General features: G+C 65.4%; 11 protein-coding genes. 2 read left to right on the top strand and 9 right to left on the bottom strand.

Annotation, left to right across the window (positions count from 1 at the left end; translation table 11 throughout):
• Positions 1–693, top strand: a 693-nt coding sequence (locus tag PHQ87_RS08970; protein WP_300233176.1) for a putative nucleotidyltransferase substrate binding domain-containing protein, incomplete at its 5' end; no start/stop codon positions are given.
• 11 nt (positions 694–704) lie between these two features.
• Here the strand turns inward: PHQ87_RS08970 and PHQ87_RS08975 are convergent.
• From PHQ87_RS08975 to ppsA, 5 genes are all read right to left on the bottom strand, one after another.
• Positions 705–2,900: an exonuclease domain-containing protein gene (locus PHQ87_RS08975; RefSeq protein WP_300233178.1), complete on the bottom strand. Its 2,196-nt coding sequence runs from the start codon at positions 2,898–2,900 to the stop codon at positions 705–707.
• Positions 2,897–3,274 (bottom strand): response regulator, encoded by a 378-nt coding sequence (locus tag PHQ87_RS08980; protein ID WP_300233180.1) that lies wholly within the window; start codon positions 3,272–3,274, stop codon positions 2,897–2,899. Before PHQ87_RS08980 ends, PHQ87_RS08975 begins: the two co-directional genes overlap by 4 nt.
• Positions 3,271–6,045 (bottom strand): sensor histidine kinase, encoded by a 2,775-nt coding sequence (locus PHQ87_RS08985; RefSeq protein ID WP_300233182.1) that lies wholly within the window; start codon positions 6,043–6,045, stop codon positions 3,271–3,273. The genes PHQ87_RS08980 and PHQ87_RS08985 overlap by 4 nt, the downstream gene beginning before the upstream one ends.
• Before the next feature lies 1 nt (position 6,046).
• Entirely contained in the window at positions 6,047–6,289 is a 243-nt protein-coding gene (locus tag PHQ87_RS08990; protein ID WP_300233184.1) for a hypothetical protein, read from the bottom strand.
• Between the two features lie 147 nt (positions 6,290–6,436).
• Entirely contained in the window at positions 6,437–8,830 is a 2,394-nt protein-coding gene (ppsA, locus tag PHQ87_RS08995) for a phosphoenolpyruvate synthase (protein WP_300233186.1), read from the bottom strand.
• A gap of 247 nt (positions 8,831–9,077) precedes the next feature.
• Between ppsA and PHQ87_RS09000 the strand changes: the two genes are divergently transcribed.
• Positions 9,078–9,899, top strand: coding sequence for a pyruvate, water dikinase regulatory protein (locus PHQ87_RS09000; RefSeq protein ID WP_300233188.1), 822 nt, complete (start codon positions 9,078–9,080; stop codon positions 9,897–9,899).
• 35 nt (positions 9,900–9,934) lie between these two features.
• Here PHQ87_RS09000 and PHQ87_RS09005 read toward each other — a convergent pair whose 3' ends face one another.
• The 4 genes from PHQ87_RS09005 to PHQ87_RS09020 all read right to left on the bottom strand — a co-directional run.
• Positions 9,935–10,327 (bottom strand): hypothetical protein, encoded by a 393-nt coding sequence (locus PHQ87_RS09005; protein WP_300233191.1) that lies wholly within the window; start codon positions 10,325–10,327, stop codon positions 9,935–9,937.
• 133 nt (positions 10,328–10,460) lie between these two features.
• A complete protein-coding gene (locus tag PHQ87_RS09010; RefSeq protein WP_300233193.1) occupies positions 10,461–12,314 on the bottom strand; it encodes a sodium:solute symporter family protein in 1,854 nt (617 codons plus the stop codon).
• 19 nt (positions 12,315–12,333) lie between these two features.
• On the bottom strand, positions 12,334–12,594 hold the full coding sequence (locus tag PHQ87_RS09015; RefSeq protein WP_300233194.1) for a DUF4212 domain-containing protein: 261 nt from the start codon (positions 12,592–12,594) through the stop codon (positions 12,334–12,336).
• Positions 12,595–12,912: 318 nt separating this feature from the next.
• On the bottom strand, positions 12,913–13,620 hold a 708-nt coding region (locus tag PHQ87_RS09020), incomplete at its 5' end, for an FAD-dependent oxidoreductase (protein WP_300233196.1).

Genomic DNA, 13,620 nt, shown 5'->3' on the forward strand with positions numbered 1-13,620 from the left:
GTCTGCGATGGCCTCGACGCCTGTGGCTATGTGCACTGCCCCGGCGAGATGATGGCCATGACCGACCAGTGGCGCCAGCCCCGGCGCAAATGGGCCGAGTATTTCTCGCGCTGGACCGGGGAGCCGGAGCCGAAATCGCTCATGCTGACCTGCGTGTTCTTCGACCTGAGGGCCATCCACGGCCAGGCCAGCCTGCTCGAGGAACTACGGCGCGATGTCCTGCAGCAGACCCGGGGCAACACGATTTTCCTGGCGCACATGGTGGGCAATGCCCTGAACCACCAGCCTCCCCTGGGCGTGTTCAAGGGCCTGTCCACCATTCGCACCGGGGAACACAAGGGCAAGATCGACCTCAAGCACAGTGGCATCGTCCCGATCGTCGACCTGGCGCGCATCTATGCGCTGGCCGGAGGGGACGCGGCCGTGAACACGCACGACCGTCTGCTCGGTGCCGCAGCCGGCGGTGCCATCAGCGAAGACAGCGCGCGGGATCTGCGCGATGCGCTGGAATTTCTGGCGTCCACCCGCATCCAGCATCAGGCGCGCCAGATCGCGGCCGGCAGCGCACCCGACAACTTCCTCGATCCTCGTGACATTTCCAGCTTCGAGCGCAGCCAGCTCAAGGACGCCTTCGCCGTGGTGCAGTCGCTCCAGAACGTACTGAGCCAGCGCTACCAGGGGGGGCGCTTCTAAGCGGAGACAGATCAGTATTTCAGGCGCGCATACATGGTTTTCTGCGCTGCCTCGCGCGCCTGGCCCAAGGTCCGGATACCGCGTTCGGCCAGCAGGGGGATCAGACGCCGCATCACCTCGGCCGTCACCAGTGCGTCACCCAGCGCCGTATGGCGGCCCACGACGGGAATGCCGAAGCGTTCGGCGATGGCCTCCAGTCGATGGGAGTCCTGGTTCGGATGCACCAGCGCCGACAGCAGCAGCGTGTCGAGAACCGGGTGATCAAACACCAGGCCGGTACTGCCTTCCTGCAGTTGCAGAAAGCGCATGTCGAAGGCCGCGTTGTGGGCCACCAGCACGGTGTCGTGCGCAAAGGCATGGAAAGCGGGCAGCACCTGCTCGATGGTCGGCTGCCCCTTGACCATCTCGGGCCGTATGCCATGAATGGCCATGCCTTGCTCCGGGATCGGCCGCCGTGGATCCACCAGTTGCTCAAAGCATTCCTGCCGCAGCAGCTTCTGGTTCACCATGCGCACCGCACCGATCTGGATGATCTGATCGCCCTGTGAGGGATTGAGGCCGGTGGTTTCGGTGTCGAACACCGTGTAGGTCAGTCCGGTCAGGGGCCTGTCGTCCAGGTTCAAGGTCTGCGCCGTGGTCTTGAACAGATCGAAATCGTAGTATTCCGGACGGCCATCGCCGGGCAGCAAGACGCTGTCGCCACCTGGCTCCTGCGGCGGCGTGACGGTGGGCAGCAGAAAACGGAAGAATGCACGGTGGCGCTGGCGTTCGCGTTCAAACCAGAAGGCCCCGTCGTGCCGCTCGACCACGTCGCGCACGGTCAGGGCCGCGGGTACGCCGCCCACCGTCATCGGATCGAGCTCCCAGCTCATGACGGTCTCGGTACTCATCGCATGGCCCGACCACATCAAGTCCAGATGCGCCTTGTCATGCACCGCCAGGTCCCGCATCAGGCGAAGCTGGACAACGCGAACGCCGAACTCGTCCGACAGCCTGTGCGCCAGGTAGCACAGAGCCTGCAGCAAGGAAAAGCTCTCGATATGCAGCCACAGGCTGTCGTCGACCGCATCGGCCGACGCCGGCACACCTGCCAGGTCGCCGATCTGGCGCAGGGCCACGGACACGAAGTCCTGGCCCAGCATTTCCTCGCGCGGCCAGTGCGTCAGCAGGGCCCCGGCGGACTCGGACGTCAGCTGGCCGACGCGTTGGCTGAGCACGCGCGTCTCGTCGCGGATCACCCCGAGGAAGCGCTCGCGCATCGACGCATCCAGATCCGGGTAGTCCAGCATGTCCAGGGCCGCTTGCAGGCTGGCCAGCGACGCCCGGCTGCGCTCGGTCAGCCCCAGCAGCAAGCGGTCCTTGATGGCTTCGGCCTCGAACTCCCGCGTGATGTTGTCCAGCACCAGGACAAAGCCCGCCAGCGGATCGTCTGCCGGCGTCTGATCGTCGTCCACGGCTCGCACCGGGGCCATCTGCACCCGCAGCAGTTGCCCGGCAGCGGTGCTGGTGACGAACTGGGCCGCCGGCTGACTGGCACCGCGGTCCATGCGCCGGCGGATATGGTCGAGGGCATGGCTGATCAAGCGGCGATCAAAGGCCGCATAGATCGAGCGTCCCAGCCCGATCAGTTCGGCGCCGCCGGCCACGCCCGGCGCTTGCGACATGGCCCTGAATTGCAGGCGGGCGCGGTTGTTGTAGAGCAGGATGCGGCCATCAAGGTTGCACACGACCACGCTCTGCGCGAGCTCCGACATCAGGGCGGCCAGGCGCTGGCGCTCCTGCTCAATGTCGCGCGCCGCTTCACGCACGCGTTCGTCCATGGTCTGGCGCAGGCTTTCTCGCTGCTCGACCAGGGCATTGAGCAGGCGCACCATCTCTCGCGTCTCGGCACTGCCCCTGGGCTGCAGCGGACGGACGACGTCCGCTTTCAGCAGCACCTGCGCCTCCTCCGCCAGTTGCACCGAGGGCGTCACCCAATGCTCGAACCAGCGTTGCAGCAACCACACCACGGCAACCATGCCCATGCCCCAGGCCAGAGGGATCAGGGCCAGGCGCTCATCCAGCAACGCCCAGAGCTGGCTGCGCTGCGCAGCCTCCAGGGTCGAGCCCACCATGACGACGGCCAGCAGCGGCCAGGCGAGCGATACCGCCGCCACGGCGGCCATCAGCATCCACAGGCGCCGATCGAACCGGCGGTGTCCGCTCATGCGCGGCCCCGCAGCAAATCGCTCACCTTCTCGACCAGCTCCCTGGTCGAAAACGGTTTGGTCATGTAGGCATCGGCCCCCAGCGCCATCCCCTTGGCGATATCGGTGTCCCGTCCCTTGGCCGTCAGCATGACGATGGTGGTGTCACGGGCTGTCTCGCTCGATCGCACCTCGTGGCAGACGTCGAAGCCGCTCTTGACCGGCATCATGACGTCCAGCAGGACCAGGTCCGGTCGCTCACGGGCGATGGCATCGATCGCTTCCTGCCCGTCGCGCGCCAGAACGACCTCGTAGCCCTCGCGCTTCATCAGGAACTCCAGCGATATCAGGATGTTGGGTTCGTCATCGACGATCAGGATTTTCTTCGCTTTCATGTGTTGTTTCTCCCTGGAAGTGGTCTGCCGGTGGTCGCCTCATCCCTGTGGACCGGCAATTCGGCGACGAAGCAGGCTCCCTGACCCGGCGTCGACCGGAACCACAGATGGCCACCGAAATGTTCGATGATCCGGCGGCTGATCGGCAGGCCCAGACCGGTGCCGCCGGGCCGGTAGTGGTCGTCGCCCGCCACCTGCAGGAACCGGTCGAACACCATGTCCTGCTGGTCCAGCGGAATACCCGGGCCGTTGTCCTCCACCTCGATCACCACGTAGGCATCGTCGGACCGCAGGCGCAGTGCCACCCAGCCATCGCCCCGCGGCGCATACTTGACCGCATTCGACAGCAGGTTGAGCACGACCTGCATCAGGCGGTCCGCATCTGCGCGCACCAGGGGCACCCTCGCCGGCAGCGACAGCCGCAATTGCACGCCCTGCTCGCGGAATGTCTCGGCCATGCTGTCGGCCGCCAGCTCCAGCACCTGCCGCACATCGATGTCGGCGCTGCGCCAGTCGGCCTGGCCGGCCTCGATCTTGGCCATGTCGAGAACCTGGTTGACCAGCCGGCTCAGGCGCTCGGTCTCGGTCACGATGATGCGCAGGAACTGCTGCCGTTGCGCCTCCTCCATGCCGGGATCGTCGTGCAGCATTTCGGCCAGCGCCCGGATCGAGGTCAGGGGCGTACGCAACTCGTGCGTGACCGATGACATGAAGTCGTCCTTGAGCCGGTCCAGGCTCTGCAGCTTTTCATTCGCCGCCCGCAACTCGGCCGTTGCCCGCTCCAGCGAGCGGGACTTTTCTTCCAGCGCATGGGAATAGGCCCGCAACTGCGACGCCTCGTCGAGAATGCGCATCACGCCCTTGATGTCGAGCATGTCCTCGTCCACCGCCGAGGCCACCACGATGCGTGCCGATGCGCTGCCGATGGCACCGGCCAGCTGGGTTTCGACAAACTGCACCAGCTTGGCATCCGGCGCAACCTCCTCGGGCGCCGCCACACCGGCACGGCGTGCGTAATCGTGCAGCAGGGCCGAGGCGCGCTCCACCCCCAGGAAACGTTCCATCAGGCCGCGCAGGTCGGCCAGACGCGCGCGGCCGCGCCAGAACACGGGCCGGCTGCCTTCGGCCTGCCGCTGAAACACGTCGACAAACAGCAGCGCCTGACTCGTCTCGCGCGCCGACGGCGGACGCCACAGCGACAGGCCGACATAGGCCCCGGTGTTGGCCACCAGACTCCAGAACAGCGAATGGGTCAGGTTGTCCAGACCGTCCAGCCCCAGCAGTGACTCGGGCCTGAGCCACGCCACCCCCCAGGGGCCGTGGGCCAGAAAGGCGTCCGGAAACCAGCCCGACCGTGCCAGCGAAGGCAGCATCAGGGTGTAGATCCAGAGCAGGAAGCCGGCCAGCAAGCCGACCAGCGCACCGACGCGCGTGCCGCCGCGCCAGTACATGCCGCCGATCATGGCCGGCGCGAACTGCGCCACCGCCGCGAAACTGATCAGGCCGATGCTCACCAGTGCATAGGCCTCGCCCGCCAGGCGGAAGTAGACGTAGCCCAGAAGCAAAATGCCGAGGATGGCCAGGCGGCGGATCCGCAGCAACAGCCGGCTCACATCCCCCCTGGCCGTGATGCCGAAACGCCGCGTGCGCAGCAGCAGCGGCATCACCAGATCGTTGCACACCATGGTCGAGACGGCGATGGCTTCGACAATGACCATGCCCGTGGCCGCCGACAGCCCCCCCACGAAGCCCAGCAACGCCAGCATGCGCCAGCCCTCGGCCAGGGGCAGCGACAGCACGAAGGTTTCCGGGTTCACAGGACGCTGGCCGAAGTACAGCAGTCCACCGACCGCGATCGGCAGCACCAGCAGGTTGATCAGCAGCAGGTACGCCGGAAACACCCACACGGCCCGCCGCAGGTGGCGTTCATCCACGTTTTCAACCACCATCACCTGGAACTGGCGCGGCAGAAACACCACCGAAAACATGGCCAGCAGCGTCAGCCCCAGCCACTGGGCGTAGGGAAAGGGCTGCCCCTGGCCGAACACCAGCAGGCGCCGTATGTCGGGTATGGCATCGGCCCGTCCGAATACGTCCCTCAGCCCGTCGAACAGGCCCCAGGTGACGAACGTGCCCACGGCCAGGAAGGCCAGCAGTTTCACCACGGACTCGAACGCAATCGCGGCCACCATGCCTTCGTGCCGTTCGGTGCTGTCCAGGTGGCGGGTGCCGAAGACGATGGTGAAACCGGCCAGCAGCAAGGCCACGAACAGCGTCGAGTCCTGCCACCACGGCCCGCCCGGAGCCGCCACCGGATTGTCCGGCGATGCCGTGAGCACGGCAAAGGCGCTGGCCACCCCCTTGAGCTGCAGAGCGATGTACGGGACGATGCCCACCACGGTGATCAGCGTGACCAGCCCGGCCAGCAGCGGACTCTTGCCATAGCGGCTGGCAATGAAGTCGGCGATCGAGGTGATGCGCCAGGCGCGCGAAATGCGGATCATCTTGCGCACCACCTGCCAGGCCAGGATCATGGCCAGCATGGGCCCCAGGTAGATGGGCAGGAACCAGACACCGGAATCGGCCGCGCGGCCGACACTGCCGAAATAGGTCCAGGCCGTACAGTACACGGCCATGGACAGCGCGTACACCCAGGCGTTGCCGATCACCGACCGCCCCTGGGCGGCACGCGCGTCGGCCCAGTAGGCCACCGCGAACAGCAGCAGCAGATAGGCCAGGGAGACGGCCAGGACAACGGGTGCGGCCAGCACGTCAGGGCTCCCGCCGGTGTGCCCCCGCAGCCGCGCCGTCGCGCGTGTCGCCGGCGTCGCTTTCAACGATCCATGCCACCGCGGCGATCATCATGGCCCAGATGCCGAACAGCGCCAGCGGGAACAGGGGCAGCCCCCCCACGCGAACATCGTGGTCCCACAGGGCCAGCAAGGGAAAGTTCAACAGCAGGAGGGCGGCCACGAACAGGGCTGCCAGACGCTGCGCCGTCAGGCTATCGAACATGTCTTCGTCTCCTCTGCGCACCGGCCATGGGTGGCGGGCGCCCCCCCTATTGTGCGCCCGGCACTGACCGACGGCTTACGCCAGGTCCGCAGAGAAGACGACGTGGCGCTGGCGACGCCACGTCATGGACTGCGCCGCCCTGGCGCCTCAGCTGCTGGCCAGCAGCTGCCAGGTGTCCACCACCGTGTCGGGGTTCAGCGAGATCGAGCTGATGCCCTCGTTGCGCAGCCACTGGGCAAAGTCCGGGTGGTCGCTGGGGCCCTGGCCACAGATGCCCACGTACTTGCCCTGGGCCTTGCAGGCGCCGATGGCCAGTTTGAGCAGCGCCTGCACGGCCGGATCGCGCTCATCGAAGTCGTGTGCCAGCAGTTCCATGCCCGAGTCGCGGTCCAGACCCAGGGTGAGCTGGGTCAGGTCGTTGGAGCCGATCGAGAAGCCGTCGAAGTACTGCAGGAAGTCCTGGGCCAGCACGGCGTTGCTCGGGATCTCGCACATCATGATGAGCTTGAGATCGTTCTCGCCGCGCTTGAGGCCCTGAGCAGCCAGCAGTTCGGTGACCTTGCGCGCCTGCTCGAGTGTGCGGACAAAGGGCACCATCACCTGCACGTTGGTCAGGCCCATGTCCTCGCGCACGCGCTTGAGCGCCTCGCATTCCATGGCGAAGGCTTCGGCGAAGTCCTGGCTGATGTAGCGGGCCGCACCGCGGAAGCCCAGCATCGGGTTTTCCTCGTCGGGCTCGTAGCGGCTGCCGCCGACCAGCTTGCGGTACTCGTTCGACTTGAAGTCCGACAGGCGCACGATCACCGGCTTGGGCCAGAAGGCGGCGGCGATGGTCGCCACGCCTTCGGCCACCTTGTCGACGTAGAAGGCACGCGGCGAGGCATGGCCACGGGCCACGGACTCGACCGCCTTCTTCAGGTCGGCATCGACCGCGGGATAGTCGAGGATCGCCTTCGGGTGCACACCGATGTTGTTGTTGATGATGAACTCCAGACGTGCCAGACCGACCCCGCCATTGGGGATCTGCGCGAAATCGAAGGCCAGCTGGGGGTTGCCCACGTTCATCATGATCTTCACGTCGATGGCGGGCATTTCGCCGCGCTGCACCTCGGTGATCTCGGTCTCCAGCAGACCGTCATAGATGTTGCCGGTGTCACCCTCGGCGCAGCTCACGGTGACCAGCGTGCCGTCCTTGAGCGTCTCGGTGGCGTTGCCGCAGCCGACCACGGCCGGGATGCCGAGTTCGCGCGCGATGATGGCCGCGTGGCAGGTGCGGCCACCGCGGTTGGTCACGATGGCGCTGGCACGCTTCATCACCGGTTCCCAGTTGGGGTCGGTCATGTCGGTGACCAGCACGTCGCCGGGCTGCACCTTGTCCATCTCGCTGATGTTGTGCACCAGGCGCACCGGACCCGTACCCACCTTCTGGCCGATGGCGCGGCCGGACGCCAGCACCGTGCCCTTGCCCTTGAGCTTGTAGCGCGTCTCGACCTTGCCGGCCGACTGGCTCTTGACCGTCTCGGGACGGGCCTGGAGGATGTAGAGCTGGCCGTCGGTGCCGTCCTTGCCCCACTCGATGTCCATCGGGCGGCCGTAGTGCTTCTCGATGATCAGGGCATACCGGGCCAGTTGCTCGACCTCGGCCTCGGTCAGGCTGTAGCGATTGCGCAGCTCGACGGGCACGTCCACGGTCTTGACCAGCTTGCCGGTGGCGGCCTTTTCCTCGGGCGAGGAAAACACCATCTCGATCAGCTTGGAACCCAGGTTGCGGCGGATCACGGCCTTCTTGCCGGCTTGCAGCATGGGCTTGTGCACGTAGTACTCGTCGGGGTTCACGGCGCCCTGCACCACCGTCTCGCCCAGGCCGTAGCTGGCGGTGATGAACACCACGTCCTCGAAGCCGCTTTCGGTGTCGATGGTGAACATCACGCCGGCAGCGCCCAGGTCGGAGCGCACCATGCGCTGCACGCCCGCCGACAGGGCCACCACATCGTGCGCGAAGCCCTTGTGCACGCGATAGGAGATGGCGCGGTCGTTGTACAGGGAGGCAAACACCTCCTTCATCTTGTGCAGGACGTCCTCGATGCCCACCACGTTCAGGAACGTCTCCTGCTGGCCGGCGAAGGAGGCGTCGGGCAGGTCCTCGGCCGTGGCCGACGAGCGCACGGCAAACGAGGCCTGCTCGTTGCCCGCACTCAGGCGCGCGAACTCCTCGCGGATGGCCTTCTCCAGGTCGGCCGGGAAGGGCTGTGCTTCGACCCAGCCGCGAATCTCGGCACCGGCCTCGGCCAGTGCGCGCACGTCCTCGGTATCAAGGGCGGCCAGGCGCTGGCTGATGCGCTCGGACAGGCCGTCGTGCTTGAGGAACTCGCGGAAGGCGTGCGCCGTGGTCGCGAAGCCCGTGGGCACCTTCACGCCCTCGGGCAGTTGCGAGATCATCTCGCCCAGGCTTGCATTCTTGCCGCCGACGGTTTCAACGTCGGTCATGCGCAGTTTCTCGAAAGGTACGACCAGATCGGTCGGACTGAACAGGTTGGACATGGATTGCTCCGCTCAAGTTGATAAAACGGGGGCTCCATGCGCTGGTGGTGGGACCTGTCGTTCTGTTATGGGTCGGGCCAGGGCACAAAGCGGCATTCGGATTGGGCAAAACGCCGGCCAGAAAACTCCCCGAGCCGGCGCCCAGACGACATTGTAGGGGCCCTCGGCCAACACCGCCCAGCCGACGGCCCGGCAGCCTGTGCAGAATAGCGGTAGAGCCACAACGCCCGCACAGGTAACCGAACCCATGTCCAACCGCACCGTTTTCTATGTCTCCGATGGCACCGGCATCACGGCCGAGGCCTTTGGCAACGCCATCCTGGCTCAATTCGAGGCGCCGCTGCGGCGGGTCCGCCTGCCCTTCCTGGACAGCGTGGACAAGGCCCACCAGGCAGTGCGGCAGATCAACCACGCCGCCGAGGTCGACGGCAAGCGGCCGCTGGTGTTCACCACGGTGGTCAACACCGAAGTCCTCACCGTCCTCAAGACGCAGTGCAAGGCCAAGCTGTTCGACCTGTTCGACACCTTCGTGCAGCCGATCGAGGAAGAGCTGGGCGTCAAGTCCAACCACCGTGTGGGGCGCTTTTCCGACATCTCCAGGAGCAAGGAGTACAACGACCGCATCGAGGCCATCAACTTCGCGCTCGCGCACGACGATGGCCAGAGCAACCGGGACCTGGAAAGCGCGGACGTGATCCTGGTGGGCGTCAGCCGCAGCGGCAAGACGCCGACCTCGCTGTACCTGGCCATGCAGCACGGGCTCAAGGCCTCGAACTACCCGCTCATCCCCGAGGACTTCGATCGCCGCAAATTGCCGCCGGCGCTGGTGCCCCACCGCAAGAAGATCTTCGGGCTGACCATTGCACCCGAGCGCCTGTCGGAGATCCGCAACGAGCGCCGGCCGGGCTCGCGCTACGCCAGCCTGGAGAACTGCCGACGCGAGGTGCACGAGGCCGAGGCCATGATGCGCCGCGAGGGCATCCGGTGGCTTTCGACCACCACCAAGTCGATCGAGGAGATCGCCACCACCATCCTGCAGGAGTTGCAGCCCGGGCGGCTGGCCTACTGAAAGCCACGCCGGGACGATCGGCCGGTTCGCCGCCGTCAGCCGGCCTTGTCACGCCCCTTGGCCACGCGTTGGCCAAGGGAGGACTTGGTCAGTGCCGAGGCGCCGCCATGCGCATGGCGGGCCAGGGCATAGGACAGGAACAGCTTCAGCCACAAGGTCGAGCCGGCAACGGCAACCCAGTCTTCATGCGCCAGCGCCTGGAATCCCAGCACCGCCACCATTACGCCAACCAGCACCACGCCACCGATCAGGTTGATGACCATTTCGTAGGGGGCGAATCTCTCCGCATCCGGCGGTGGCATGCCCTTTTTCAGGGCCACCTCCGAGAAGTCACGTTTGACCAGGATGCGCCAGGCCCGGCGCAACCAGAAGAAGGCCACCGGCACCAGGGCCAGGAGAAAGATCCAGTTCAAGATGAAGATGCTCATGCGGTTGTCGATTCTGCTCTGAAGTGACCCCGGGAACAAAGGGATAGAGAAAAGAAAGCCCCGCCGGCCTTGCGGTCAACGGGGCTCGGTACCGGAGGCCATCCAGCCTCCGGTGTGGCTCGGCGTATCAGTATCAGTGAGCGACAGCGCCACCTGCGCCCTTGGGCACGCGCACCGATTCCACCAGATCCTGGATGTGCGACGGAACCGGCTTGGAGGCCTTGCTCACGAGGTAGGCCACCACGAAGTTCACGACAGCCCCAATGGTGCCAAAGGCTTCGGGGGTCAGAGTCAGGAAGCTGTTCGGACCACCAATCAGGTCGGTGTACTCCGTGCCCTTGATGAAGAACAGACCCTTGTGCGCAAACACGTAGAACAAGGTCGCGAACAGACCCGCCAGCATGCCGGCGGTAGCGCCCTTGTCATTGATGCTCTTGCTGAAGATGCCCATCATGATGGCCGGGAAAATGGTCGAGGCGGCGATACCGAAGGCCAGCGCCACGGTGCCTGCCGCGAAGCCCGGCGGGTTCAGACCCAGCCAGCCGGCCACGACAATGGCACCGGCCATGGCGATCTTGCCGGCCATGAGTTCGCCCTTCTCGCTGATGTCGGGCTTGATGGCCCCCTTGATGAGGTCATGCGAGATGGCCGAGGAAATGGCCAGCAGCAGACCGGCAGCAGTGGACAGTGCGGCAGCCAGGCCACCGGCAGCCACCAGCGCGATCACCCAGTTGGGCAGTTGCGCGATTTCCGGGTTGGCCATCACGATGATGTCGGCGTTCACCGTCAGCTCGTTGCCCTTCCAGCCCGCGGCTTCGGCCTTGGCCTTGGCATCGGCATTGGCGGTCTTGTCGTTGTAGTACTGGATGCGGCCGTCACCGTTCTTGTCCTCGAACTTCAGCAGGCCGGTCTGCTCCCAGCGCTTCATCCAGTCGGGACGCTCGTCGTACTTCAGGCTGGCGTCCGGTGCGAACATGTCGCCATTGGCCTTGACCACGTCGGGTTTGACGACCATCTGGCCATCCGGGCCGGTGCCGATACCGACGGTGGTGTTGGTGGTGCCGAACAGGTTCAGACGCGCCATGGCACCGACGGCGGGGGCCGTGGTGTACAGCAGGGCGATGAAGACCAGGGCCCAGCCAGCCGACATGCGGGCGTCAGAGACCTTGGGCACGGTGAAGAAGCGGACGATCACGTGCGGCAGACCGGCGGTACCGATCATCAGCGACATCGTGTAGCAGAACATGTTGAACATGGAACCGGCCGAAGAGGTCGTGTATTCGGCAAAGCCCAGATCCGTCACCACCTGGTCCAGCTTGGCCAGCAGCGACACGTCGGTACCCGCCAGGTCGGAGCCCAGACCCAACTGCGGCAGGAAGTTGCCCGTCAGGTTCAGCGAGATGAAGAACGCCGGCACCAGGTAGGCCAGGATCAGCACGATGTACTGCGCGACCTGGGTGTAGGTGATGCCCTTCATGCCGCCGAACACCGCGTAGGCGAACACGATCGCCATGCCCAGATAAATGCCCGTATCGCTGGACACGCCCAGGAAGCGCGAGAAGGTCACGCCCACGCCGGTCATCTGCCCGATGATGTAGGTCGTCGAGGCCACCAGCAGGCACACCACGGCGGTCGTGCGGGCGGTCTGCGAGTAGTAGCGGTCACCGATGAACTGCGGCACGGTGAACTTGCCGAACTTGCGCAGGTACGGGGCCAGCAGGCAGGCCAGCAGCACGTAGCCACCGGTCCAGCCCATCAGGAACACGGCACCGCCGTAGCCCATGTTGGAGATCAGGCCGGCCATCGAGATGAACGAGGCGGCCGACATCCAGTCGGCCGCCGTCGCCATGCCGTTGGTGATGGGGTGCACGCCGCCGCCAGCCACATAGAAGTCGGAGGTGCTGCCTGCACGCGACCAGATGGCAATGCCGATGTAGATCGCAAAGGACAGGCCCACGATCAGGTAGGTCAGGGTTTGAAGTTCCATGGTTCGGGTGTCCTCTTGATCAGTCTTCCTGCATACCGAACTTATGATCGATTGCACTCATCTTTTTGGCGTACCAGAAGATCAGGACAATGAACAGATAGATCGATCCTTGGTGGGCGATCCAGAACCCGAGGGGATAACCGCCGAGCTTGATCCCGTTGAGGGCATCGGCAAAAACAATGCCGCCCAGGTAGGGTACGACGAACCAGATGACCAGCACCTTGGTCAGCAGGCCCAGCGTTGCGGACCAATAGGCCCGCGCGTTGCCATCTACTTTCATGTTTGACATCTCCTCATTCAATGACGGATGGAGCGGAGAACCGCCGCGCTTTGCATGCCACCTGCCGTCTTGACGGACCGGAAATCCGCGCAGCTTCTGGCATTACGCGGTGCACTTTGTCGCGGCTTTCTTACGGCAAAATTTCGCCGCGACCCTCACACCGGCCACCCTAGGGAAAGCACCTAGCAAAAAAATGGGCGGCAGCGCCGGCCGGTCGCACGCGGCCGGCACTCCTGTTTCCATGAGGCCACAAAAGAAAAGGGCTTCGGTGTTCCGAAGCCCCTGGGTGGGTTAGATGCGCCGTGGGGCGCGGCTGGCTCAGCCTGCCAGGGCCGCCTCCGCAGGCGCTGGCGCCGACTGGCGGATCAGGTAGTCGAAGGCGCTGAGTGCGGCCTTGGCGCCGTCACCGGCCGCGATGACGATCTGCTTGTAGGGCACCGTGGTGCAGTCACCGGCCGCAAACACGCCCGGCACATTGGTCTGCCCCTTGGCATCGACCACGATCTCGCCGAACTTGCTCAGCTCCACCGTGCCCTTGAGCCATTCGGTGTTGGGCACCAGGCCGATCTGCACGAACACACCGGCCACCGGGACGACATGCTCTTCACCCGTGGCGCGGTCCTTGAACTTCAGGCCGTTGACCTTGCCGTCGGCGCCGGTGATCTCGGTGGTCTGCGCGTTGACGTGGATCACCACATTGGGCAGGCTCTTGAGCTTGCTCACCAGCACTGCGTCGGCCTTGAGCTGATCGGCGAATTCGATCACGGTCACATGTTCGACCACGCCGGCCAGGTCGATCGCCGCCTCGATACCGGAGTTGCCGCCACCAATCACCGCCACGCGCTTGCCCTTGAACAGCGGGCCATCGCAGTGCGGGCAATAGGCCACGCCCTTGTTCTTGTACTCCTGCTCACCGGGCACGTTGACATTGCGCCAGCGTGCACCGGTGGACAGGATCACCGTGCGGCCCTTGACCGAGCCGCCATTGGCGAGCTTGACCTCGATCAGACCACCGGGCTCGGTGGC

The sequence above is a fragment of the Hydrogenophaga sp. genome, from assembly GCF_028698005.1.
Lineage (GTDB): Bacteria > Pseudomonadota > Gammaproteobacteria > Burkholderiales > Burkholderiaceae_C > Hydrogenophaga.